We start from the raw sequence: 25,032 nt of genomic DNA, 5'->3' as shown, positions 1-25,032 counted from the left end.
GGCTGGGCGCATGCCATTGTCAGGCGAGTACGAACCCAGCCCCGAGAAGTGGGTCCGCGACCAGGTCGAGCGGTTCGAGCGCTCGGGCGGCCAGGAGGCCAACACCCTGCTGGACACCGGAATCCCGATCGTCGTCTTCACCCTGCGCGGGCGCCGGAGCGGCAAGCTGCGCAAGGTGCCGCTGATGCGCGTCGAGCACGACGGCCGGTACCTCATGGTCGCGTCGAAGGGCGGCGCGCCGGAGCATCCGGCCTGGTACGGCAACCTCCGGGCCGATCCGCAGGTCACCGTGCAGGACCGCGCGAGCGTGATCGACGGCCGGGTCCGGGAACTGAGCGGGCCCGAGCGCGCGGAATGGTGGGATCGGGCGGTGGCCGTGTTCCCGCAGTACGCGGTGTACCAGCGCCGCACCGACCGGGAGATCCCGGTGCTGCTGGTCGAACCCGACCCGTCCTGACGTCCACCCTCGGCGGTGCCGCCGCCCGGCCGGCGACCGTCGGACCGAGGCCGGGAGGCCGCATGCGTGACGTGCTGGTGGTCGGCGCGGGTCCGACGGGCCTGATGCTGGCCGGGGAGCTGCGGCGGCACGGCGTGGACGTCCTGGTGCTGGACCGGGACCCGGAGCCGACCACGGTGGTGCGGGCCCTGGGCCTGCACGTGCGCAGCATCGAGGTGCTCGACCAGCGGGGGCTGCTCGAGCCGTTCCTGGCGCACGGCCGCACCTATCCGCCGGGAGGCTTCTTCGCCGGGATCACCCGCCCGCTGCCCGCCGGGCCCGGCGGTCTGGACACCGCCCACGGCTACGTGCTGGGCATCCCGCAGCCGGTCGTCGACCGCCTGCTCGCCGAGCACGCGGCCGCGGCCGGCGCCGAGATCCGGCGTGGCGTCGAGGTGACGGCGATCGCCCCCGCCGACGAGGGCACCGCCGGACCGGACGCCGGGGCCGTGGCCGTCGGGCTGGCCGACGGCTCGGCCGTGCGGGCCCGGTACGTGGTCGGCTGCGACGGCGGACGCAGCACCGTCCGGCGGCTGCTGGGCATCGGCTTCCCCGGCGAACCGACCCGGGTCGAGACATTGCTGGGCGAGCTGGCCGTCACCGCCGATCCGGCGACGGTGACCGAGGTCGTCACCCGGGTCCGCCGGACCCAGTTGCGCTTCGGCCTCGGGCCGCTGGGCGACGGGTACTTCCGGGTGGTCGTGCCGGCCGCGGCGGTCGCGGCGGACCGGGCGGTGCCACCCACGCTGGAGGAGTTCCGCACGCAGCTGCGGGCGGTGGCCGGGACCGACTTCGGCGTGCACTCGCCGCGGTGGCTGTCCCGGTTCGGCGACGCCACCCGGCTGGCCGAGGAGTATCGCGCCGGCCGCGTGCTGCTGGCCGGCGACGCGGCCCACGTGCATCCGCCGGTGGGCGGCCAGGGTCTGAACCTGGGCATCCAGGACGCCTTCAACCTGGGCTGGAAGCTGGCCGCGGTGCTCGCGGGCTGGGCCCCGGCCGGCCTGCTGGACACCTACCAGAGCGAGCGGCGCCCGGTGGCCGCCGCCGTCCTGGACAACACCCGCGCCCAGATGCTGTTGCTGGACACCGAGCCCGGCCCGCAGGCGGTGCGCCGACTGCTGACCGAGCTGATGGGCTTCGAGGAGGTCAACCGCTACCTGATCGGTCAGGTCGTCGCCATCGACATCCGGTACGACTGCCCGGACGACGGCGGGTCGGGCTCCGCGCTGCTCGGCCGCCGCCTGCGGGACCTGCCGGTCGGCGACGGGCACCTGTACGGACTGATGCACGGCGGCCGCGGCCTGCTGCTGGACCGGACCGGCCGGCTGTCCGTGCGGGGCTGGGCCGACCGGGTCGACCACGTCCCCACCGGTGATCTCGGGCCCGACGGCCCGGACCGGTCGGGCGTCCTGCTGCGGCCCGACGGCCATGTGGTCTGGGCCGGTGACGACGCGACCGGTCTTTCGCACGCCCTGTCCCGGTGGTTCGGTCGGCCGGCCGGCGGAGACCGGCGGTTTGGCGGGCCGGCCGGCGGGGCACCGGACGGACAATGACCAGCGAGCGCGCCGGAGGGCCACCATGATCGATGTCGAGCGCACATTCGAAGTCCGGCAACCGGTCTCGGCGGTGGTGGACTACCTGAAGGACTTCGCCAACGCCGAGGAGTGGGACCCGGGCACGAAGTCGTGCACCCGGACCGACGCCGGGCCGATCCAGGTCGGCTCGACGTGGCACAACGTGTCGGAGTTCAAGGGCAAGGACACCGAACTGGAGTACCGGCTCGTCGAGATGACGGACTCCCGGCTGAAGTTCCAGGGCGAGAACAAGACCGCCACCTCGCAGGACACGATCTCGGTGCAGGCCACCGACACCGGCAGTGCCATCACCTACCACGCGCAGATCGAGTTCCACGGTCTGGCCAAGCTGGCCACCCCGTTCCTCAAGTCGGAGTTCGAGGAACTGGGTGACAAGACCGTGCAGCAGATGACGTCCGTGCTCAACGCCCGGTAGCGGGCCGCCGGGGCGAAGGGTCCGGCGTCTCCGGCCCGGGGACGTCGGGCAGGACGAACCGGTCGGCCGGCGGCGCGAACATCCGGCCGGACAGCCGGTCGGGCAGGGCGTCGACGAGCCGCAGGGCCGTGCGCAGCACGCGGACGCCGGCGACCGACGTCGGGTGCGCGAGCTTGGGCGTACCCGGCGGAAGCTGTTGCGCGCGCTCGACGTACGGGCGGAGCCGGCGCTCGTAGCCGGCGAAGGCGTCCGCCGGATCGGTGTGGGCGGCCAGCGCCCCGGCCAGGGTGTAGGCCCCGACGACCGCCAGGCTGGTGCCCATGCCGCTGACCGGCGTGGCGCACCAGGCGGCGTCGCCCAGCAGGGCCACCCGTCCGGCCGACCAGCGCGGGGCGCGGATCTGCTGCAGGGCCTCCCCGTACAGGTCGTCCGCCTCCGTCAGCCCGCGCAGCACCCGGGTCGCCGGCCCGCCGGCGTCCGCGAACCGGCGCTGCAGGTCGAGCCGGTCCGGCGCGCCGAGGCCGGCCCGGTAGGTGAGCATGACGCGGATCCGGCCGACGTTGTCGGGCCGCAGGCTGATGGTGCGGCCGCCGGGAGCGTTGTACCAGCGCCACCAGTCGTCGTCCTCGGCGTCGCGGGGGATCGAGTAGTAGGCGATGCTCACGCCGAGCGGCCGGCGCGGGACCTCGCCGAAGACGGAGTCGCGCGTCCTGGAGTTCACCCCGTCGGCCAGCACCACGACGTCGAACCGCTCGGTCCCACCGCCGGCAAAGGTGACCGTGGCCTGGTCGGGTCCGTCGTCGATCCGCTCGATCCGGTCGCCGAACCGGTAGTCGGTGTGCGCCCGGGTCCGCTCGAAGAGCAGTTCGGCGAACTGGCTGCGCAGGATCTCCCGCTCCGCGGTCGCCCCGGCGGTGTCCGAGGCGGCGGCCGGGAACGCCGCGATCGTGTGACCCTGCCCGTCGACGAACCGGGTGCCCACCTCCCCGGTGCCCCGGGCGGCCAGCTCGTCGTCCAGGCCCATCCGCCGGACGACCTCTCGCGCGGCCCCGCGCACGTCGATGTTCTGCCCGGCGGTGCGGATGCCCGGCGCCCGCTCGACGACGGTGACGTGCCAGCCGTGGCGCGGCAACCACCAGGCCAGCGTCGGTCCGGCGATGCCGGCCCCGGAGATCAGGATGCGACGGTCCATGCCCATGCCTACCGGTTGCCCGTGACGACCGGATGAAGCGGCGAAACCCTAAGGTGTGGCGGTGATCACCCATTCCCTGCCCGCGCGCGGGCTGCTCGTCGCCGGCACCTCGTCCGACGCCGGGAAGTCGCTCGTCACCGCGGGTCTGTGCCGGGCGCTGGCCCGCCGCGGCCTGCGGGTGGCCCCGTTCAAGGCGCAGAACATGTCGAACAACTCCATGGTGTGCCCGGACGGCACGGAAATCGGCCGGGCCCAGTACCTGCAGGCTCAGGCCGCGGGCGCGGTGCCGGAATCGGCGATGAACCCGGTCCTGCTCAAGCCGGGCTCGGACCGGCGTTCGTTCGTCGTCGTCCGCGGCCGGCCGGCCGGGACCCTGGAGGCGGGCGAGTTCGCCGCCGGCCGGCGGCATCTGGCGCAGGCCGCGTTCGCCGCCTACACCGAGCTGGCCGGGCGGTACGACGTGGTCGTCAGCGAGGGGGCCGGCTCGCCGACCGAGATCAACCTGCGGGCCGGTGACTACGTGAACATGGGCCTGGCCCGGCGGTTCTCGCTCCCTGTCGTGGTGGTGGGCGACATCGACCGCGGCGGCGTGTTCGCCGCGCTCTACGGCACCGTCGCCCTGCTCGACGAGGCCGACCGGGCCCTGATCCGGGGCCTGGTGATCAACAAGTTCCGCGGCGACGTCGGCCTGCTGCGGCCGGGGCTGGACCGGATCGCCGAGCTGACCGGGGTGCCGGTGCTGGGCGTGCTGCCCTGGCTCGAGGACGTGTGGCTGGACGGCGAGGACACCCTCCAGGTCGGGCGGTGGGGTGGGGACCGGCCCGCCGCCGGACCGCGGCTGCGGGTCGCGGCGCTCCGGTTCCCCCGGCTGTCCAACGTGACCGACCTCGACGCGCTCGCCTGTGAGCCGGGGGTCGAGGTGACGATGACCGGCGACCCGGTCACCGTGCGGTCGGCCGACCTGGTGGTGCTGCCGGGTTCCCGGGCCACCGTGTCCGACCTGGCGTGGCTGCGGGCCACCGGCGTGGCCGACGCGGTGCGCGACGCGGCGGCCCGGGGCGTTCCCGTGCTGGGCATCTGCGGCGGGTTCCAGATGCTGGGGCGGACCATCGACGACCGGATCGAGTCCGGCGACGGCCTGGTCGACGGGCTGGGCCTGCTCCCGGTCGGGGTGCGGTTCGCGGCCGCCAAGGTGCTGGCCACCCCCCGCGGTGCGTGGTCCGGTCACGAGGTCATCGGCTACGAGATCCACCACGGCGTGGCGGATGTCGAACCCGGGGCCGAGGGCTTCCTGGGCGGCGCCCGGGCCGGCTCGGTCTGGGGCACGATGTGGCACGGCGCCTTCGAGAACGACGCCTTCCGGCGGGCCTGGCTGGCGGCGACCACGGGCTTTCGGGCCGACCCGGCCGCCCCGGGCTTCCGGGACCGCCGGGAGGCGATGCTCGACCGGCTGGCCGACGCGGTCCAGGACCACATCGACCTGGACCGCCTGCTCGACCTGATCGGTTAGGCCTCGGAACCCGTCCCGCTCGCGAAGTACAGCGGCCAGTGCAGCCGGCAGCGTTCGTTGAACGGGGCGGCGCACCGCGGGCAGGCGGTCACCGACTGGTAGGTCGAGATCGGCAACTCGGTGCCGCAGACGCCGCACAGGACGGCCGTCTCGGACCGCCGGTCGGCCGGCCAGGTCCGGGCCGGATGGCCGGCGGTCTCCCGGTGGCATTCGAAGCACGGGTAATACGCGCCGCAGCAGGCGAACTTGATCGCGATCACGTCCGTGGGCCCGTGGTAGTGCACGCAGCGGGTCTGCCCGTCGACCGTCGGGCCGAGCACCGGTGGACGCTCCATCCCGTGAGACTAAGGGGTGCGGCGACGTCCGGGCTCCGCCGTGGCTTCGATCAGCGCATCTGTGGGTGAAGGATTCCGTCGCCCATCCCGTCCAGCTGCGCGATGATCTCCCCCGGGCTGCGCTCACCGACCTGCTTCTGCAGCAGCGGCGTGTGGTCCAGGATCAGGTCGCGCAGGGGCCGTAGCGGGCCCGGCGTGTGGTGGAAGACCTTGCCCAGGATGTAGGCCTGCTGCACCTGGCCGGTGGTGTGGGTGAGGCGTCGCGCCTCGTAGCCCTGGAGCGAGCCGACCACCGTCGGGGTGTCGGTGAGGTCGACGCCGGCCAGCGACTGGCCGAGGAAATAGCCGTCGCTGATGGACATCCCGGCACCGTAGGCCGCGTAGGGCGACGTGGGGTGGGCGGCATCCCCGGCCAGGGTGATCCGGCCCTTGGACCACTGCTTGAGCGGCTTTCGGTCGCGGATCGGCCAGCGTTGCAGGTTCTCGGGTGACGTGGCGGCGACGAGGGCGGGCAGCGCGCCCGGGAAAGGGGCGGCGAGCTTCGTGGCGTGGGCGAGCAGGTCGGCCGGCGCCGGGGTCCGGGGGTCCCAGGCCTCCAGGACCCACCATTGGTAGCCGATCCGGTCGTCGCTGCGGATCGACGAGTACGTGCCCTGCACGGTGCCGGTGTGGATCAACGGCAGTTCGCCCCACTGAGCCTGGGCCACCGGCTCGAAGGTGTACCCGCCGATGACGTGCAGTCGATGCTCCCGCTTGGGCGAATCTCCCCACAGGTGGGTGCGCACGCCGGAATCGATGCCGTCGGCGCCGATGAGGACCGGGGTGGAGATCCGTTCGCCGGAGGCGAGGGTGAGGACCACGTCGTCGCCGCGGTCAGCGATGGCGGTGACTTCCTGGCTCGTCCGGAGCATGCCGTCGGGCAGGGATCCGAGCATCCGGCGGTAGAGGTCCGGACGCAGCAGCCCGATGAACCCACCGCCGAACTGCTCCGTGACGTGGGGCGGGATCCGGACGTCGGCGCGGACCCGGTTCTTGGCGTTGCGGAAGGTCGTGTGGTTGGGTGCGCCCAGATCGGTGATGTCCACGCCCATCGCCTGCAGGGCCTTCAGGGCCGGCGGCCAGAGGTTGAGGATGTTTCCGGCCGGCCGGGCTTCGCGGTACCGCTCCAGCAGCGTCACCGGATGCCCGGCCGTGTGCAGGGACAGCGCGCAGGCCATGCCGGCCGGGCCGGCGCCGAGCACCACGATCGGTGGGGTGGTCGGATGAACGGTCAAGGCGGTCTCCTCGTCGAGTCGTTCGGGGCGCCGTGCGTCGCTTCGAACTGCAGGTAGGGTGGCCCGGCGTCTCAGGTCAGCAGGGTGCGCAGCAGAGCGAGCTGGCGACGGACCTGGTCGCGCCCGCGGTAGGCCTCCCGCCGGCCCTCGTACTCACTGGAGAGCCAGCCGGACCACCCGGCGTCGCGGAGCGTCGAGACGATCGGCGCCCACGGCACGTGCAGATCGTTGAGCTGGTCGTCGATCTCGAAGAACTTGGTCTGGATCAGGTGCACGTGCGGCAGGATCTCCGCCAGATCGGCGACCGGCACCGCCAGCGGCTCCAGGAAGGCCGGGCGCTTGCCGTCCTCGGTGGACACGCCCTCGTGGCCGTCGTCGACCGGAGCCGTCTGGAAAATGCCCGTGTCGATCAGCAGCTTGAAGGACGGGCTGCCGGTCTCCTCGATCAGGTCCAGGTAGCCCTGGGTGACCGGATGCTTGATCGGCGTCGGGCTGTGGATCTCCGGGCAGATCACCACCCCCAGCTCGGTGGCCAGATCCAGCGACCGCAGCACGGTCTCGCGCCAGATCGGGTGCGGGTCCAGGTCGAAGGAGGTCACCCCGAACTTGGGCCGGATCGAGGTGAACCCGAGCCGGTGGGCCAGGCGCAGATCCTGCGCGACCTGGGCGGCGCCCTCCTGGGCGGTCAGGTCCCGGTCCGCCCACATGGCGGTGTCGACCCAGCTGCCGAAGTTCGTCGGGGTCAACCCGTACTGCGCGACCAGCGCGAACCACCGGTCGATCCACTCGGTCGGCGGCGTGGGATAGCCGGGAACGTTTCCCTCGCCGAGGATCTCGATCCCCGTCGCGCCCATGTCGGCGATGTCGGCGAAGACGTCCTCCAGCGTCATCGACGTGTACAGGTCGGCCGAGTAGCTGTAGGTGGAGACGCCGAAGCGCAGCGGCCCGTCCACGCCCGGCGGCACGATGACCCGCGTGGCCCGGGCGTCGAACGCGGACCGGGAGACCGCCGGCGGGAAGTAGGGCCGGCGCAGGTACACGACGACCTCGACGTCGTGCACGCCGGCGGTCAGGCCGCCCGGGGCGGGGACGGTGATGGTCACCGTCTCGTCCAGCTGCCAGCGCAGGTCGGTGGAGGCCCGCAGCTCGTCGAGAGTGAGCGTGCGGCCCTGCACCGTCCAGAGCGGAACGTGGTCGGGCACCTTCTCGCCGTCCACGATGACGTCGATGCCGTCGAGCAGGCTGGCCGACGTGCCCCGGTAGTTCGGATTCCGCAGCCGGAAGGCGAAGCCGGTGACCCGGCCGTCCTCGACGACGTTGGTGAAACCGCGGCTCTGGATGATGTCCCGGTCGAGCATGTCAGTTCTCCCTGCTGATCGAAGTGCCGGCCGCGGTGCTGCTTGCGGTACCGGTGGAGGTGAGGTCGGCCGCGATCGCCCGGGCACCGGCCACGGCCAGCGCGACCGAGGTCAGGGTGGGGTTGCAGGCGATCGCGGTGGGGATGACGCCGTTGCCGGCGACGAACAGGCCGGGCACGCCCCACACCTGCGAACTCGGATCGCAGACGCTGGTGCCGTCGTCGACCGACCCCATCCGGACGGTCCCCTGGTAATGCAGCGACGCCCCCGGGGCCAGGTCGAGCGGGTCCCGGTCCAGCGGCTCGCCCAGCGCGTCGGCGGCGGCCCGGATGGCGTCGTGCGCCGCCGCGATCGATGCGTGGTCCCGTTCGGTGAGGCGGTAGTGGATGCGGATGGCCGGCAGCCCGTAGCCGTCGAGCGCATGGTCGTCGAACTCCAGGTGGTCGGTCGCCTGGATGTCCTTGGCGCAGAACCACCCCAGCCCGACGATCGTGCCCGGAGCGGGTACGTCGTCCGCGGCCAGGGGCACCGGCGAGGCGTCCAGCTGCATGACCTGGCCGTGGAACGGTGCGTCGTCGGTGTAGGGCACCCAGCTGACCCCGCTCTGGGCGACGATGCCGGTCTGCCCGGTCCCGGTCTCGACGCCGGCTCGGGCGTCGACATCGCGCAGCCGGACGGCGAACACGATCTGCGGCTGGTCGTTGAGGTACCGGCCCAGCGCCGCGGGGCGGACGCCGGACGCCCAGAGCAGCTGCGGGGTGCGCAGGCTGTCGGCCGCGACCACGACGTGCCGCGCGGCGACCTCGTGCTCGACGCCATCCCGCTGATCGCGGACCCGGACGCCGGCCGCCCGGCCGCCGGCGATCACCACCGAGGTGACCAGCGCCTCCGGCACCAGGGTGAAATGCGAATTGCTGCGGGTGGTCTCGCCGAAAACGACGTCCGAGCCGGACCAGGTGATGCGCCCGTCCGCCTGCCTGGCCACGGCCAGCGGCATCGGGGCGACCTGCCGGTCGTCGGCCCGTCCGGGGTCAAGGGCCGCGCCGAGCCGCTTGCGCACGTCGTCGGCGAACGGGGCGTCGTCGAAGGCGTGGGCGTCCACGCCGAGCAGCCGCTCGCCCTCGCTCAGCAACTCCTCCAGCCCGGGCACGAAGTCCGGCCGCTCGGCCCCGCCGGGCCGTGGGCAGGCGCCGGTCCAGTGCGCGCCCATGCCCCCGACGTTGCTGGACATGGCCGCGCCGGGCAGCCCGTCCTCGCCCGGCTGCCGGTAACCGTCGGGGAGCAGGAACGTGCCCGGGCGGACCAGCCGATCGTCGGGATCGGCGTAGCCGGACATGGTGTCGGAGTCCTGGTCGCGCGGCGCGGGGCCCTGTGAGGCCCGCTGGGCCGCTGCCCGGACCGCGGGGTCGGCGATGTTCTTGACGTGCAGGCCGGGCGGATCGGCCAGCAGCGGGCCGACCTCGAACAGGGCGATGGTGGCGTCGGGCGCCTGCTCGGACAGGATGCGGGCGTACGCGGCGCCGCACGGTCCGCTGCCGACGATGACGACGTCGACGCGGGTGGGGAACTCTCGGGTCACGGTGATCGGACTTTCTCGACGAAGGGGAGCGGGAATCAGGCGACGAGCAGCGGGCGGAGCGTGGAATGCGCGATGCGCAGACCGGTCTCGACGCGATCGGGCGTGCCACCCCAGACCGGGTCCTCGTGCTCGACGGACAGCACCCCGTCGAAGCCGCCCTCGTACAGGGTGTCGACCACCGCCGCCCAGTCGACCTGGCCCCGGCCGGGAACCCGGTACCGCCACCAGCCCACGTCCCACGGATCGGGCCGGTGCACGGCCCGGCCCGGCCAGCCGAACCGGTCCCGGGCGCCGGGCCGGATCTGGATGTCCTTGGCCTGGGCGTGCGGGATGCGGTCGACGTACGGCCGCAGCGCGGTGACCGGATCGATGCCCATCCAGATCAGGTGGGAGGGATCGAAGTTCAGGTACAGGCCCAGGTCGAACATCCACTCCCACAGTTCGGGGCTGTAGGCCAGGTTGCCCGGGTAGCCGTCCGGGTGCCAGCCCTCCATCACGCAGTTCTCGATGACGATCTTCACGCCGGCCCGGCCGGCGTGGTCGACCAGCGGCGCGAAGACCTCGGCGGCATCCGCCAGGTTCTCGGCGACCGTGCGGCCCGGATGGCGGCCCACGAACGTCCCGACGGTGGGGCAGCCGAGCGCGGCGGCAGCGTCGATCACCGCGTGCAGGTGGTCGTGCACTGCGGCCCGCTCGACCGGGTCGGGGTGCAGGTTGTTGTCGTAGAAGGCGAGCGAGGAGATGGACAGCCCGTGGTCCCGGAACAGGCCGGTGATCCGCTCGACGTCGGCACCGCCCAACCGGGTGTCGCCGTCCGGCCCGGGAATCGGTAGGTGGGAGGCGGTGAACGGGCGCTGGCCCAGCGCCGGCCAGGCCGCCACCTCCAGGGCCTCGAACCCCTGATCGGCCGCCCACGGAACGATCCGGTCCAGCGTGCGCTCGGGCATGCACGCGGTCAGGAAACCCAGCTTCACGACGACACCTCCACCCAGCTGCTCTTGTCCGACGAATCCAGGACCGCCCGGGTCAGCCGGGCGGCCCGCAGGCCGTCGGCGAAGGTCGGCAACCCGTCCGGGGCCGACCCGCCGACGGCGGTGTAGGTGTCCGCCACGAAGGCGGCGAAGCAGTCCGCGTACCCCTGCGGATGGCCCGCCGGGAGGGCGGAATAGCCGGCCGCCGCGGCGGATTCGCTGCCGCGCAGCAGGATCTGGGTAGCCGCGCGGCCGCCGATCCACAGGGATTCGGGGTTCTCCTGGTCGAAGACCAGGCTCTCGGTCGCGCCGTCCACCTCCAGCAGCAGTCGGTTCTTCCGGCCGGGGCTGACCTGGCTGACCGTCAGGCTGCCCGTCGCCCCGCGGTCGGTGGCGAACATCAGCACGGCCGCGTCCTCGGTGTCGACCGTCCGGCCGCCGCGCTCGGGCACCGTGACGACCGTGCGCGCGCACAGCGCGACGATCCGGTGACCCGTCACGAACTCGGCCAGATCGCACCAGTGCACGCCGATGTCGGCGAACGTGCGGGACGGGCCACCGACGTCCGCGCGGACCCGCCAGTCGTCGTCGGTCTCGTCGGCCAGCCAGTCCTGCAGGTACGAGCCGTGCAGCAGCCGGACCGCGCCGGCGCGGCCGTCGGCGACGCGCGCTCGGCCCTCGCGGACGGTCGGGTAGAAGCGGTAGACGAACGGCACGGTGGCGACGACGCCGGCGGCGGCCGCCGCCTCGGCCAGGTCGCGGGCCTCGTCCGGGTCGACGGCCAGCGGCTTCTCGCAGACGACGTGCTTCCCGGCGGCGATGGCCGCCCGGACGATCGGCGCGTGGGTCGCGTTGGGGGTGCACACGTGCACGACGTCGACGTCGTCGGCGGCCAGCAGCGTCGACAGGTCGGCGGTGACCGGCACTCGCAGGCGGCCGGCGGCGGCTCGCGACGAGTCGGGCGTGGAGCCGACGACGCGGCTCACCACCCCGCCGGCCCGGGCGACCGACCGGGCGTGCACGGTGCCCATGAAGCCGGTGCCGACGATGCCGGCACGGATCGGCTCGGACATGGCTGTCCTTTCTGACATGTTCTGTGGTCTCGTCTTCCGGGCGTGGTCGAGCAGCGGCCGGCCCCGGGGGCCGGTCGCGGAGGTGGTGCGCGGTCAGGCGGCGTGCGCGGCGTCCAGCGCCTGGCGCTCCCGGCGTCGCCGGGCCTGCCGCGCCGGATCGGCGACCGGCGCGGCCAGCAGCAACCGCTGGGTGTAGTACGAACTGGGCGTGGTGGTCATGGTGTCGGCTTCACCCTCCTCGACGATCTCGCCGTGGTACATCACCGCGACCCGGTGGCTGATGTGGCGCACGACGGACAGGTCGTGGGTGACGAAGAGGTAGGCCACGCCGGTGCGTTGCTGGATCTCGGCGAACAGGTCGAGCACCCGGGCCTGGGTCGACAGGTCCAGCGCGCTCACCGGTTCGTCGCAGACGATCAGCTTCGGGTCGCGCGACAGCGCCCGCGCGATCGCGATGCGCTGCCGCTGGCCGCCGGAGAACTCGCGCGGCAACCGGCTGCCGGCATCCGCGGGCAGGTGCACCTCGTCCAGCAGGGCGCGGACGCGCCGGTCGGCGTCGGCCCGGGCGGTGCCGGTCGCCAGCAGCGGTTCGGTGAGGATGTCGTTGACCGTCATGGCCGGGTTCAACGAGGTGTAGGGGTCCTGGAAGACCACCTGGATGTCGCGGCTCAGGGCTCGGCGCCCCCGCTTGCCCAGGCCGGAGATGTCCCGCCCGTCGAACCGGATCGCACCCCCCGTCACCGGGGCCAGCCCGAGGATCGCCCGGCCGAGAGTGGTCTTTCCGGAGCCGGATTCGCCGACCAGACCCATCGTCTGCCCGGCCTCGATGGCCAGCGACACACCCTTGAGGGCTCGGAACGGTGGCGTGCGCCAGCCCTTGCCGGGGTACTCGACGACGACCTGGTCGATCTGCACCAGCGGGCCGTTCATCCGACTGCTCCCTGCTTCTGGACGGACTTGGTCGGGCCGGCCGGGCCGGCCGGTTCCGGGGTCGGCGGCGGGTCGGCCCGCGGGGCGGTCTCCTCCAGGGTGGAGTCGAGCAGCATCCGCGTGTGCTCGTGCGCCGGCCGGGCGAAGAGATCGACGGCCGGGGCGGTCTCGACGACCAGACCGGAGCGCATGACGGCCACCGTGTCGCACAGATCGGCCACCACGCCGAAGTTGTGGGTGACGATCAGGACGCCCATCTCGCGTTCGGCCTGCAGCTCGCGGATCAGGTCGAGCACCTCGGCCTGCACGGTGACGTCCAGCGCGGTGGTGGGCTCGTCGGCGATGAGCAGTTCGGGGTTGCAGGACACCGCGCCGGCGATGAGGACCCGCTGGGCCATGCCGCCGGAGATCTCGTGCGGGTACGCGCGGAACACGCGCTCCGGCTCCTTGATGCCGACCCGGGCGAGCAGACCGATGGCCTGTTGCCGGGCGTCGGTCGCGGACAGCTTGAGGTGGTGGCGCATCGGCTCGACCAGTTGGCTGCCGATCGTGAACGACGGGTCCAGATTCGACATCGGTTCCTGCGGGATGTACCCGATCCGCCGGCCGCGCAGGTCGTTCATCTGCTTGGCCGACAGACCCCGCAGATCCTGCCCGGCGAAGGTGAGGCGGGCGGCCGCGACGTGGGCCTGGGCCGGCAGCAGGCCGAGGACGGAGAACGCGGTCTGGGACTTGCCGGAGCCCGATTCGCCGACCAGGCCGAGGATCTCACCCTTGTGCAGGGTCAGCGTGACCCCCTTGACGACCTCGGCGTCGTGACCGTCGGGCCGTGGGTAGGCGACCCGGAGGTCGTCGATGACCAGCAGCGCGTCCGCGTCCAGGTCGTGCACCTGGCCGGCGGCCGCGATCACCGGCTCGCGCAGCCCGGCCGCCTTCTTCGGGCGGGCCCGGGGGCCGGCGCTGCCGACGCCGAGCGCATCCCGCAGGCCGTTGCCGATCAGGCAGAACGCGGTGACCGTCAGGACGATGACCAGCCCCGGCCAGAGCAGCAGTTGCGGCGCCGTGTAGATGTTCTGGAACGCGTCCGACAGCATCCCGCCCCAGCTGGCCTGGTTCGCCGACCCCAGCCCCAGGAACTCCAGGCCGGCCTGGATCACGATGGCGATGCCCAGCAGTTGCGAGACCTGGATGATGGTCGGCGCCACGACGACCGGCAGGATGTGCCGGCGCATGATGCGCCCGTCGCTGAGCCCGGACACCCGCGCCGCGTCGACGTACAGCTCCTCGCGGACGTTGATGACGGACGAGCGGATGAGCCGGAAGATGCCGGGCGCGATGATGACCCCGAAGACCGCCATGGCCAGGAAGGTGTTGCGGCCGACCTCGGCCAGCACGACGAGCAGCACGATGATCGCCGGCAGGGCCATGATCAGGCTGCAGATCCAGTTGGCCACGCCGTCGAACCAGCCCCGGTAGTAGCCGGCCAGCACCCCGGCGGGCAGGCCGAGCAGCAGGGCGACCACGACCACGATCAGCGACCCGATCAGGCTGGTGCGCCCGCCGTAGAGCAGCTGCGCCCACACGTCCCGGCCGACCCCGTCCGAACCGAGCAGATGGTCCCCGCCCATCGGGGCGAGCGCGTCGGCGATCCGGGAGGTCAGCGGGTCGTAGCCGGTGAGCACCGGCGCCAGGATGCTGGCCAGGAAGACCAGGGTGAGCCACGCGAACGACAGGACCGCGAGCGGGTCGCGCAGCAGCCGGCGGACGAAGCCCGGGCGCGGCGCCTGGGCGACCGCGGTGAGCGTGGGTTCGACCAGTTTGGGGGCCAACCCGCCTTCGGAGACGGTCACGACACACGCACCTTGGGGTTGAGCCAGCCGAGCAGTAGGTCGACCAGCAGATTGGCGACGATGACCAGCACGACGGTCACGATGACGATGCCCAGCACCAGCGGCACGTCACCGGCGTTCGCGGCCGAGGTGGCCCGCTCGCCGATACCGTTGAGTCCGAAAACTTTCTCGATGACCACGGCACCGCTGATCATGGCCACGAACTGCAGCGACAGCACGGTCAGCGAGGCCGGGGCGGCATTGCGCAGGCCGTGCTTGAGCAGGACGCTGCGGGTCGGCAGCCCGCGGCTGCGCAGGGTGCGGACGTAGTCCTGGGACAGCACGTCGATCATCGAGCCGCGCGTCTGGGTGGCCACGGTGGCGATCGCGCCGATGGCCAGGGCCACGGCCGGGAGGGTGATCGACATGACCCACCCGGTCGGGCTGTCGCCGAACGGCGTGTAGCCCAGCGCCGGGAAGATGCCGAGGCCGACCGCGAAGATCAGGGCCAGGACCAGGCCGACCAGGAAGTTCGGCACGGAGAAAGCCAGGATCGACACGACCTGCAGGAAGCGGTCGAGCCAGCCGCCGCGGACCGCGGCGAGCACACCGAGTGCGATGCTGACGGCGGCGGTCAGCACCAGCGCGGCCAGCACGATGGACAGCGTCACCGGCAGTGACTGTGCGACCAGCCTGGTGACCGGCTGGTTGTTGGTCCAGGAGGAGCCCAGGTCGCCGCGCACCGCACCGCCCAGCCAGGCGAAGTACCGTTCCAGGACCGGCTGATCGAGCCCGAGCTGGGCCCGCTTGGCCGCCACCTGGTCCAGGCTCGCCTGGTTGCCGGCCAACCGCCGGGCGGGATCCGAGCCGGTCAGGCTGGTCAGGAAGAACGTCAGGGTGGCGATCACGAACAGCATGACGAAACCGGTCACCAGCCGGCGCAGGACGAAAAAGGCCATCGTGGGCTCCTTCGGGGTCTGGGGCCGGGCCGCCCGGTGCGCTGGGCACCGGGCGAACCGGCGCGATCAGCCGGCGGCCGGGGCCAGGTTGGCCAGCGGCGGGACGTTGACTCCCTGAACGGGCGTGACGGCCACGTTCTTGGTGGTGATGAACGCGCCCTCCTGCGAGTACCAGGGGGCGAACCAGGCGTGGTCGACCAGGTAGGCGTTCAGCTCCTGCATGGTCTTGCCCTGCTCGTCACCGGTCTGCGTCCGCGCCTTGTCCAGCAGGCCGTTGACGGTCGCGTCGTCGGTGTGGAACGGGTTGAACGGCGACTGCGGGGTCAGGGTCAGCTGGGACAGCTCCCACGGGGAGGCCGAGGTCAGCGAGAAGAAGTTGATCGGCCACTGCCCGCCCATGATGCTGCCGACCACCTGGTCACCGGTGATGGGCTGGTAGGTGATGGAGATGTTGAGCGCCTGCAGCGCCTCGGTCATGGCGGCCTGCTCGTCCGGATAGACCGGCGAGAAGTCGGGCAGCGTCATCGAGAAGCCGTCGGCGTAGCCGGCTTCCGCCATCAGCGACCTGGCCTTGGCCACGTCGTAGGGGTAGCTGTCCTCCAGCGAGGCCACGTAGGCGTCGCTGCTCGGCCCGAAGATCTGCACGGTCGGGGTGCCCATGCCGCCCTTGATCTTGTCCACGATCGTCGTGCGGTCGAAGGCGTAGTTGATGGCCTGCCGGACCCGCTCGTCGGCCAGGGCCGGGGTGTTCGCCCCGCCACGGTCCCACAGCCAGACACCCTCGACGCCGCCGTTGTAATACGTGGTGACGGTCAGGTCGGCCTGCTTGGCGCCGGAGACGAGGTCGGTGGAGGCGCCGGCAGTGGCCTGGATCTGGCCCGATCGCAGGCCGTTGATGATGGCGGTGGTGTCGTCCAGGTAGCGGACTTCGACGCTGTCGTACGGGTAGGCGGCCTTGTTCCAGTAGTTCGCGTTGCGGGCGAAGGCGTAGGTGCTGCCCGCGGTGCTCTTGCTCTGGTCCAGGGTGTACGGGCCGGAGCCCACCGGGTTGGTCGCGGCGTCGGCGTTGTTCAGCGTGGCCGGGCTGGCCATGTAGCCCGAGCTCCGGGCCAGGCTGTCGATCAGCCCGGGATCGGCCTGGCCCAGCACGACGTCCGCGTGCGTCGAATCGACCACGGTGACGCTCTGGACCGACCGGAGCGCGGAGCCGGCCTCACCGGTGCCCTGCTTGGCCTTCTCCAGGTTCGCCTTGACCGCGGCAGCGTCGAAGGCGGTCCCGTCGGTGAAGGTCACATCGCTGCGCAGCGTCAGGGACAGGGTGGTCCCGGTGGGGTCGTAGCTCCATGCGGTGACCAGGTTGGCGACCGGCTTGCCGTCGGCGTCCAGGCCGAACAGCGTGTCGTAGACCGCCTGGTAGTAGGTGCTCTCGGGACCGCTGGTGGCCATCTCCCCGACCGCGAACGACTTGGGCGGGGTGACCGCGGCGATGGTCAGCGTGCCGGCGCTCCCACCGGAGCCTCCGCTCGACGCACCGCCGGAGGAACCGCCGCCGCACGCGGCCAGCGTGAACAGGGCCACGACCACGGCGACCGCCGTGAGGATGGTTTTTCGCATGTGAGGTCAGCTCCAGTGCTTGCTCTTCGGCGGAACACCCGGGGATGCGGATCGACCGGGCGGCGACGCCGCGACGACGGGGTGGGCTCCCGGAGAGGGCCGGACAGCGGCGTCTCGCCGGACGATGTCGGATGCGGGGGCGCCGTGCGCCCTTGCCTCTCCTACTTTAGTTCCTTCGGAACATATGTCAAGAGTTTGTCGGAACGACATCGGCGGACGGGCGCCCACGGTGTCCCGGTCTCGGCCCGGGACACCGGTCAGCCGGCCGCCGCGCGCTGGAGGTAGGAGGCCCGGCCGATCGGGGTGCCGTGCTCGATCCACAGCCCGATCGAGTCCGGCCGGAACAGGTTCTCGATCGCCAGCAGGCCGGCCCCGACGACGCCCTCCCGGAAGTCCAGGGAGGCCCGTCGCACGGACAGCTGCCGCCCGGCCAGCCGGGTGACCCGCCGCCGGATGGTCGCCTCGAACATCTCGAAGGCCGCGTCGCCGGCCCGCAGGGCCCCTCCGCCGAAGACCACCACCCCCGGGTTGGCGAAGTTGACGAGGTTGGCGACGGTCTCCCCGACCACCCGTGACGACCGCAGGACCGCGGGGCCGGCCAGCGGGTCCCCGGCCGCCGCGGCGCGCCCGATGTCCTCCGGGGTGAGCGTCCCGCGCGCGGCCAGACGCGCGGAGAGCAAGGGACTTTCGCTCGCGCGTGGGGTCAACTCGCGGACCAGGCCCCAGCCGCCGGCGACGGCCTCCAGGCAGCCGAGCTGGCCGCACCGGCACACGCTGGCCGGATCGTCGGTGACGTGCACGTGGCCGATGTCGCCGGCCGCGCCGGTATCGCCCCGGAAGACCCGTCCACCGGCCACCAGGCCGGCGCCGATGCCGGTGTCGAGCAGGATGTAGAGCAGGTCTCGGCCGTCGTTCGGCGAGCCCCGGTGCCACTCGCCGAGCGCCATCAGGTTCACGTCGTTGTCCACCCAGACCGGGGCGTCGTAGCGGTCGCGGAACCAGGACCGCACGCTGTAGCCGTCCCAGCCGGGCATGATCGGGGGGTCCACCAGCCGGCCGGTGGTGAAGTCGACCGGCCCGGCCACCCCGATGCCGATCGCCCACGGCTCGGTGCGGGTCTTCCGGGCGAGCTTGTCGAACATGCCGTCCAGGACCGCCAGGGTCGGTTCGGGTCCGTCCGCGGCCGCCCACTCCTCGTGACTCGAGGCGATCAGCGTGCCGTCCAGCAGCAGGACGGCGGCGGTGATCTCGGCGGCGCCGATCAGGCCGGCGAAGATGTGGCCGGCCTCGGACCGGAAGCGCAGCCGGCGGGACGGGCGGCCGCCCTCGGAGGGGGCGAGGTCCCCGTCCTCGAGCAGTCCGACATCGATCGACTGCTGGACCCGTTGGGCGACGAGTTTGCGGCCGAGCCCGGTTTCCTGCTCCAGGAGGGGGCGCGTCACCGCCTGCCCGGTTCGGACCAGGTTGATCAACCGACCGTGCACGAAGGTGTCCTGGGGGGACGTGGGGGTGCTCATGATCGGATCTCCCGGCGTCGTCGCTCGCACCTTATGTGCTTCAAGCACATAAGGTACTACGCCAACGCTCGCGAGGCCAGGGGCGCGTCATTCTCGGCGCCGCCGGCAACGTCAACTCTGCGTCATGGCGATCACTTGCGGAAGTCCGGGTCGGTGATGGGCGGCATCGATGACGGTGATGGGGGCGCCGGCGGCGGGACGGGGGCGCCGACGGTGGCGGACGCGCGGATGAGCAGCGATCGGAACCAGCGATGGCCGGGATCGTCCTCGTGCCGGCGGTGCCACCACAGCGATTCGACCAGGTCGTTGACCGGGAACGGGCACGGGATCGCCCGGACCTCGTCCAGCGCGCTGAGCCGCCGGGCCAGCAGGGCCGGGACCAGCCCGATGCGGTCGGTCCCGGCGATGAGAAAGGGGACGATCAGGAAGCTCTCGGTGACCGTCTCGGTCCGGGGCTCGACACCGGCCAGCCGCAGCTGGTGCACGGCGGTGTTGACCCCGGTGCGGGTGCTGTAGGCCACGACCATCGGCATCGTCCGCAGGTCGTCGACGGTGATCGCGTCGCCGACGGCGCTGTTGTCGGCGGAGACCAGCAGCACGAAGCGATCGCTGAACAGGTCGACGTGGCGGGCGTCCTCGATGAACCCGTGCGGCAGCACCAGCCCGTCGTGATCCCGCAGGAACGACGGGGCATCGTCCACCGCGGTGGCGTTGAGTGGCTGGATGCGCAGCCCGACCCCGGGGGCCTCGGCGCGGGCGAGCCGGACCAGCGGAGCCGCGAGCACGGAGGCCGCGTAGTCCGAGACGTACAGCTCGAACTCGCGGGTGGCAGTGGCCGGATCGAACGCGGTCGGGGCGGCGAAGACGGTCGCCGCGGCTGCGAGGGCCGCCGCGGTCCGGTCCAGCAGAACCGCGGCCAGCGGCGTCAGCTCGTACCGGTTGCCGACCCGGGTCAACAGTTCGTCCCCGAACAGGCGCCGCAGCTTGGCCAACGAGGCGGACAGCGCCGGCTGCGAGAGGTTGAGCCGGTCGGCAGCCCGGGTGACCGAGCGCTCCCGCAGCAGTACGTCCAGCGCCACCAAAAGATTGAGGTCGACGCGGGCGAGCGTCTGGATCATGGTCGGCGGAGTGAGGGCGGTCACAGTGCTCATCACTGTAGACGGGATCGACCGGTTGTGACCATCGATGACGCTGATGATCGGCATCATCGATCGGCTCTTCCGGCTCGGACCCGTCGGCGGGCATCCTCAACGGGCCCACATCCCGGCCCGGCGCCCCCGAGGTCCTGCCCCGGCCGCCGCGACCACGTGGCCCTTCCTGTCTCTCGCCGCCGGGGCGTCCACGGTTCGTCTGCGTTGCGTCCGCGCGGCGGCCCGCCCGGTTCCGACCTCATCGTTGAACGGAGTACCTGTGACCGCAGTCCGAGATGTCCTGGTGATCGGGGCCGGCCTGGCCGGCACCGCCTGCGCGATCCAACTGGCCCGGGCCGGCGTCCGGGTGGACCTGGTGGACCGGCAGGCCGATGTGTCGGCCCTGGGGTCCGGCATCACCCTTCAGGGCAATGCGCTGCGCGCGTTGCGCGAGCTCGGGGTCTGGGAAGAGGTGAAGGAACACGGGTACGCCTACGACTCGCTCGGCCTGCGGGCGCCGGACCCGTCCGGCACGCTGGTCGCCGAGATGACCGAGATCCGGTCCGGCGGTGACGACCTGCCGGCGACCGCGGGCATGTACCGGCCCGAGCTGGCCCGGATCCTGGTGGACCGCGCCGTCGAGGTCGGGGCCGGCTGCCGTTTCGGCGTGACCCCCCGGACCCTGAACCAGGACGCCGAGGGCGTCGAGGTCGAGCTGTCCGACGGTAGCCGCCGCCGCTACGACCTGGTGATCGGCGCGGACGGGGTCCGGTCGTGGACCCGGCAGGCCGTCGGCATCCAGGTGGACACGACGCCGACGGGCATGGGCATCTGGCGGGCGTTCGTGCCGCGCCCGGAGTCGGTGACCCGGACCGATCTGTTCTACGGCGGCCCGAGCTACATCGCCGGCTACTGCCCGACCGGCCCGGACACCCTGTACGCCTACATCGTGGAGAAGGCCCAGGACCGCTCCGGCCTCGGTCCGCAGGAGGGGCGGGCGATCATGCGTGACCTGGCCGCGGCCTACCACGGTCCGTGGGACGAGATCCGCGGATCGCTGGAGAATGCCGAGTCCGTCAACTACACCTGGTTCGAGACGCATGTGCTGCCGGCACCGTGGAACCGGGGCCGGGTGGTCGTGATCGGCGATGCGGCGCACGTCTGCCCGCCGACCCTGGCCCAGGGTGGCGCCCAGGCCCTGGAGGACGCGCTGGTGCTGACCGAACTGCTGCTGGCCGCGGACGCGTTGGACGACCGGCTGTGGACGGCGTTCGCCGCCCGGCGGATCCCGCGGGCGTCCGCGGTGGTGGAGGCCTCGCTGCAACTCGGCCGCTGGCTGCAGGACGGGGTCCGCGGAGACGTGCCCGGGCTCATGCACGATGTGATGACCCTGGTTCGGGAGACGCCGTGACCGGCGCCGCTCCCTCCGTGATCCCGGTGGCCGCGCACACCACCGCGGCGACCCGGCCGGTCATTCCGGGTTTCCATCCCGACCCCAGCATCTGCCGGGTCGGCGACACGTACTACCTGGCCGTCTCCAGCTTCGAGTATGCCCCCGGGGTACCGCTTTTCGCCTCGACCGACCTGCGGACCTGGCGGCCGATCGGCCATGCGCTGGACCGACCCGGGCAGCTCGACGTGGCCGGGGCGACGGCCGCCGAGGGCATCTTCGCGCCCACCCTGCGCCACCACGATGGACGCTTCTGGATGATCACCACCAACTGGTGGGACAAGGGCGGCCAGGTCCTCGTGCACGCCACCGACCCGGCCGGCCCGTGGTCGGATCCGGTCCGCATCCCCGAGGCCGTCGGCATCGATCCCGATCTGGTCTGGGACGACGACGGCCGATGCCTGATGAGCTACGCAGGCTTCGGACCGCAGGGCTCCGAGGGGATCGTCCAGTCCGAGATCGATCCGTGGACCGGCGCGGTCCGCACGCCGCGCCGCCGCATCTGGGCGGGCACGGGGGGCAAGTTTCCCGAGGGCCCGCACCTGTACCGCGTCGGCGACCACTGGTACCTGCTGATCGCCGAGGGCGGCACCGAGCGCGGGCACGCGGTCACCGTGGCGCGCAGCCGTTCCCCGCAGGGTCCCTTCGAGAGCTGCCCGCACAACCCGCTGTTGACCCACCGCAGCACCGATCTGCCGGTCCAGAACACCGGACACGCCGATCTGGTCCAGGTGGCCGACGGCAGCTGGGCAATGGTGTTCCACGGGGTGCGGCCCCGCGGTTCCAGCCCGGAATGGCACGTCCTGGGCCGCGAGACGTTCGCCGTCCGGATCGAATGGGTGGACGGCTGGCCGGTGCTCGGCGCGCCGATCGAGCCGCCGCCGGGCAGCGCGGGCCCGGTGCCGGAGGACCTGTCGGCGCCCGTCCTGCCGGACGCGTGGGTGGGGTGCGGACGGTTCCCCACCGAGTTCGTCTCCCGGCAGGAGGACGGGTGGCGGGTGTCGGCGGTTCCGGCGGCGGCCGAGCCGGTGTTCCTGGCCCGCCGCCAGGAGCACCTGACGGCCCGGGTGCGGGCCGCGCTGACGGTGGTGGGCGTCGGCGGGCTGTCCATCCGGATCGACCCGCGGCACGCGTTGACCCTGGAGTGCGTCGCCGGCACGGTCCGGGCGGTGCTGGCCGTCGGCGATGCGCGGGCGGTCCTGGGCTCGATCGCCGTCGAACCGGCGGTCGGGGACCGCGCCGGCGGCGTCGATGCCCTGGCCGTCGACCTGGAGATCCGGGCGATGCCCGCGCCCGGGCATGCGTTCTCGACCTCCCGCGGGCCGGACCGCGTCGTCGCCGGGGTCCGTCGCGACGGCGGGTTCGTCGAACTCGGCGCCGTCGACGGGCGGTACCTGTCCACGGAGGTCGCCGGTGGAATGACCGGCCGGATGGTCGGGATCACCTGCGCGGACGGCCATGTGCTCGTCCGGTCCTTCGAGTACCTGGGCAGCGACGACGACCTGTTCGCCGATCCGGCGGCCGCGGCCGGCCGGCGGGTCGAGGGGGCGGGCGCCTGGACGACCGATCTGGTGGACTCCGGTGCCTGAGGTGACCGACCTGCACGCCGAGTACCTGCCGGGACCGGTCACGGTCGTGCCGTCGGCGACCCCCCGGTTGAGCTGGCGGACCCGGAGCGAGCATCCCGGGTGGACCCAGGCGTCCGCCGAGATCCGGCTGCGGCGCGGTGATCTCGACGACGTCCGGCCGCTGCCCGGCCGCGCGTCCGTCCTGGTCGACTGGCCGTTCCCGGCCCTGGTCGCGGGGGAGCCGGTCACCGTGGACGTCCGCGTCACCGGGGCGGACGGCGCCACCTCGGCCTGGAGCGAACCACTGACCCTCGAGGCGGCCGCCGTGCCGCGGCGGGCCGCCCTGATCGCCCACCCGTCGTCGACCGGCCCGACCCCGGTGCGCTTCGTCCACGACCTCACGATCCGCGAGGGGCTGATCGCCGCCCGGCTCCGGATCACCGCGCACGGTGCGTACCAGGCACGGATCAACGGCACCCCGGTGGGTGACGAGGTGCTGGCTCCCGGCTGGACGAGCTACCGGGACCGGCTGCTGGTGCAGACCCACGACGTGACCGCCCTGCTGCGACCCGGACCGGCCCGGCTGGCGGTGACCGTGGCGGCCGGCTGGTTCGGCGAGCGGTACGGGTTCATGGGGCAGGCCACCCGCGCCTATGACGGCCCGCCGGCCCTGCTGGCCGCCCTGGAACTGCGGTTCGCGGACGGCGCCGAGGAGATCGCGACCGGCGGCGACTGGCTGGCCACGACCGCCGGCCCGGTCACCGCCAGCGGCATTTACGCCGGTGAGCACCATGACGCCCGGCGCGACGTGGCGGGGTGGTCGCGGCCGGGCACCGCGCTGCCGGATCTGCGGCCGGTGGTCGTCCGCCCGTTCGACGCGACGGTGCTGGCTCCGGTCGAGGCGCCGCCCGTGCGGCGCACCGGGACGCTGGCGCCGGTCGCGTCCTTCCGGACCCCGGCCGGATGCCGGGTGCTGGACTTCGGGCAGAACATCGCCGGCCGGGTGCGGCTGACCGTCCGCGGGCCCGCCGGAACCACGGTGACCCTTCGGCACGCCGAGGTGCTCGAAGACGGCGAACTGGCGCTGCGCCCGCTGCGGCTGGCCGCGGCCACCGATTCCTACACGCTGGCCGGATCCGGTGACGAGATCTGGGAGCCGGAGTTCACCTTCCACGGGTTCCGGTACGTGCAGGTCGACGGCTGGCCCGGTGACGCCGACCCGGGGGCGGCGGTCGTCGCCGTGGTCATCGGCAGCGACCTGCGCCCGACCGGCACCTGGACGTCGTCGCACGAGCTGCTGAACCGGTTGCACCGCAACGTGGTGTGGAGCATGCGCGGCAACTTCCTGTCCGTGCCCAGTGATTGCCCGCAGCGGGACGAGCGGCTGGGCTGGACCGGCGACCTGCAACTGTTCGCGCCGGCGGCCGCCTTCCTGGCCGACGTGCGCGGCTTCCTCGCCTCCTGGCTGGCGGACCTGGCCCTGGAGCAGCGGCGGGCCGGGGGGATCACGCCGCTGGTGGTGCCGTCGGTCCTGCCGCCGGTGCCCGACCCCATCGCGGGCTGGGGGGACGCCGCCACCGTCGTGCCGTGGACGCTGTACCAGCGGTACGGCGACGTCGGGATCCTGCGCCGGCAGTACGCCAGCATGCGGGCCTGGGTGGAGGCGGTGCTGGAGCGCACCGATGGCCAGGTCCGGTGGCTGCGCGGCGGCCAGATCGGCGACCATCTCGATCCGACCGCGCCGCCCGACCGGCCGACCCAGGCCCGGACCGCGCCGGAGATCGTCGCGTGCGCCTACCTCGTCCGCAGCCTGCGGATCGTGGCGCAGACGGCCGAGCTGCTGGAGCGCGCCGATGATGCGGAGCGGTTCGCCGAGCTGGCCGGCCGGGCCCAGGCCGCGTTCGTCGACCTGTTCGTGACGCCCGGCGGGCGGATGGTCTCGGACGCGCCGACCGCCTACGCGCTCGCCCTGTGCTTCGACCTGGTGCAGGAGCCCGGCCGGCGCCGCCTGCTGGGTGAGCGGCTGGCCGAACTGGTCCGGGAGAACGGGTACCGCATCGGGACCGGCTTCATCGGCACCCCGCTGCTGCTGGACGCCCTGCTGGCCACCGGACAGCTGGACCCGGCCGCGCGCCTGCTCACCCGGACGCGGGCCCCGTCCTGGCTGTACCCGGTCACCATGGGGGCGACCACCGTCTGGGAACGCTGGGACTCCCTGCTGCCGGACGGCCGCGTCA

20 protein-coding genes are annotated in these 25,032 nt (G+C 72.8%); 7 read left to right on the top strand and 13 right to left on the bottom strand.

Annotation, left to right across the window (positions count from 1 at the left end; all coding sequences use genetic code 11):
- The first annotated feature begins 10 nt into the window (after window positions 1-10).
- From ACOJUF_RS13365 to ACOJUF_RS13355, 3 genes are all read left to right on the top strand, one after another.
- Window positions 11-457 carry a nitroreductase family deazaflavin-dependent oxidoreductase gene (locus tag ACOJUF_RS13365; RefSeq protein WP_420122332.1) on the top strand — a complete coding sequence of 149 codons (447 nt, stop codon included), beginning with the start codon at window positions 11-13 and terminating at the stop codon, window positions 455-457.
- A 62-nt stretch (window positions 458-519) separates the two neighbouring features.
- A complete protein-coding gene (locus ACOJUF_RS13360; protein WP_420122331.1) occupies window positions 520-2,049 on the top strand; it encodes an FAD-dependent monooxygenase in 1,530 nt (509 codons plus the stop codon).
- A gap of 25 nt (window positions 2,050-2,074) precedes the next feature.
- Window positions 2,075-2,506, top strand: coding sequence for an SRPBCC family protein (locus ACOJUF_RS13355; protein ID WP_420122330.1), 432 nt, complete (start codon window positions 2,075-2,077; stop codon window positions 2,504-2,506).
- Here ACOJUF_RS13355 and ACOJUF_RS13350 read toward each other — a convergent pair.
- Window positions 2,493-3,698 (bottom strand): FAD-dependent monooxygenase, encoded by a 1,206-nt coding sequence (locus tag ACOJUF_RS13350; protein ID WP_420122329.1) that lies wholly within the window; start codon window positions 3,696-3,698, stop codon window positions 2,493-2,495. The two genes, ACOJUF_RS13355 and ACOJUF_RS13350, sit on opposite strands and share 14 nt — an antisense overlap.
- A gap of 61 nt (window positions 3,699-3,759) precedes the next feature.
- Between ACOJUF_RS13350 and ACOJUF_RS13345 the strand changes: the two genes are divergently transcribed.
- Window positions 3,760-5,208: a cobyric acid synthase gene (locus tag ACOJUF_RS13345; protein ID WP_420122328.1), complete on the top strand. Its 1,449-nt coding sequence runs from the start codon at window positions 3,760-3,762 to the stop codon at window positions 5,206-5,208.
- Here the strand turns inward: ACOJUF_RS13345 and ACOJUF_RS13340 are convergent.
- The 12 genes from ACOJUF_RS13340 to ACOJUF_RS13285 form a co-directional block, all read right to left on the bottom strand.
- Window positions 5,205-5,543: a CHY zinc finger protein gene (locus ACOJUF_RS13340; RefSeq protein ID WP_420122327.1), complete on the bottom strand. Its 339-nt coding sequence runs from the start codon at window positions 5,541-5,543 to the stop codon at window positions 5,205-5,207. The two genes, ACOJUF_RS13345 and ACOJUF_RS13340, sit on opposite strands and share 4 nt — an antisense overlap.
- Before the next feature lie 50 nt (window positions 5,544-5,593).
- Window positions 5,594-6,817, bottom strand: coding sequence for an FAD-dependent oxidoreductase (locus ACOJUF_RS13335; protein ID WP_420122326.1), 1,224 nt, complete (start codon window positions 6,815-6,817; stop codon window positions 5,594-5,596).
- 71 nt (window positions 6,818-6,888) lie between these two features.
- Window positions 6,889-8,175, bottom strand: a complete 1,287-nt coding sequence (locus ACOJUF_RS13330; RefSeq protein WP_420122325.1) for a C-glycoside deglycosidase beta subunit domain-containing protein — start codon at window positions 8,173-8,175, stop codon at window positions 6,889-6,891.
- Between the two features lies 1 nt (window position 8,176).
- Entirely contained in the window at window positions 8,177-9,754 is a 1,578-nt protein-coding gene (locus ACOJUF_RS13325; RefSeq protein ID WP_420122324.1) for a GMC oxidoreductase, read from the bottom strand.
- 35 nt (window positions 9,755-9,789) lie between these two features.
- A complete protein-coding gene (locus tag ACOJUF_RS13320; RefSeq protein ID WP_420122323.1) occupies window positions 9,790-10,728 on the bottom strand; it encodes a sugar phosphate isomerase/epimerase family protein in 939 nt (312 codons plus the stop codon).
- Window positions 10,725-11,798, bottom strand: a complete 1,074-nt coding sequence (locus ACOJUF_RS13315) for a Gfo/Idh/MocA family protein (protein ID WP_420122322.1) — start codon at window positions 11,796-11,798, stop codon at window positions 10,725-10,727. The genes ACOJUF_RS13320 and ACOJUF_RS13315 overlap by 4 nt, the downstream gene beginning before the upstream one ends.
- A gap of 93 nt (window positions 11,799-11,891) precedes the next feature.
- Window positions 11,892-12,728, bottom strand: a complete 837-nt coding sequence (locus ACOJUF_RS13310) for an ATP-binding cassette domain-containing protein (RefSeq protein WP_420122321.1) — start codon at window positions 12,726-12,728, stop codon at window positions 11,892-11,894.
- Entirely contained in the window at window positions 12,725-14,578 is a 1,854-nt protein-coding gene (locus ACOJUF_RS13305; RefSeq protein WP_420122320.1) for a dipeptide/oligopeptide/nickel ABC transporter permease/ATP-binding protein, read from the bottom strand. Before ACOJUF_RS13305 ends, ACOJUF_RS13310 begins: the two co-directional genes overlap by 4 nt.
- Window positions 14,575-15,516, bottom strand: a complete 942-nt coding sequence (locus ACOJUF_RS13300) for an ABC transporter permease (RefSeq protein ID WP_420122319.1) — start codon at window positions 15,514-15,516, stop codon at window positions 14,575-14,577. Before ACOJUF_RS13300 ends, ACOJUF_RS13305 begins: the two co-directional genes overlap by 4 nt.
- A 66-nt stretch (window positions 15,517-15,582) precedes the next feature.
- On the bottom strand, window positions 15,583-17,130 hold the full coding sequence (locus tag ACOJUF_RS13295; RefSeq protein WP_420122318.1) for an ABC transporter substrate-binding protein: 1,548 nt from the start codon (window positions 17,128-17,130) through the stop codon (window positions 15,583-15,585).
- A gap of 257 nt (window positions 17,131-17,387) precedes the next feature.
- Entirely contained in the window at window positions 17,388-18,647 is a 1,260-nt protein-coding gene (locus tag ACOJUF_RS13290) for an ROK family protein (protein WP_420122317.1), read from the bottom strand.
- 131 nt (window positions 18,648-18,778) lie between these two features.
- Entirely contained in the window at window positions 18,779-19,798 is a 1,020-nt protein-coding gene (locus ACOJUF_RS13285) for a LysR family transcriptional regulator (RefSeq protein ID WP_420122316.1), read from the bottom strand.
- 259 nt (window positions 19,799-20,057) lie between these two features.
- Between ACOJUF_RS13285 and ACOJUF_RS13280 the strand changes: the two genes are divergently transcribed.
- The 3 genes from ACOJUF_RS13280 to ACOJUF_RS13270 form a co-directional block, all read left to right on the top strand.
- A complete protein-coding gene (locus tag ACOJUF_RS13280) occupies window positions 20,058-21,188 on the top strand; it encodes an FAD-dependent oxidoreductase (RefSeq protein ID WP_420122315.1) in 1,131 nt (376 codons plus the stop codon).
- Window positions 21,185-22,816 (top strand): family 43 glycosylhydrolase, encoded by a 1,632-nt coding sequence (locus ACOJUF_RS13275; protein WP_420122314.1) that lies wholly within the window; start codon window positions 21,185-21,187, stop codon window positions 22,814-22,816. The genes ACOJUF_RS13280 and ACOJUF_RS13275 overlap by 4 nt, the downstream gene beginning before the upstream one ends.
- On the top strand, window positions 22,809-25,032 hold a 2,224-nt coding region (locus ACOJUF_RS13270; RefSeq protein ID WP_420122313.1), incomplete at its 3' end, for a family 78 glycoside hydrolase catalytic domain. The genes ACOJUF_RS13275 and ACOJUF_RS13270, both read left to right, overlap by 8 nt.

This window comes from Nakamurella sp., assembly GCF_048594475.1.
Lineage (GTDB): Bacteria > Actinomycetota > Actinomycetes > Mycobacteriales > Nakamurellaceae > Nakamurella.
Note: the sequence above shows the minus strand (reverse complement) of the source record. Positions and strands in the feature narration are given on the sequence as shown.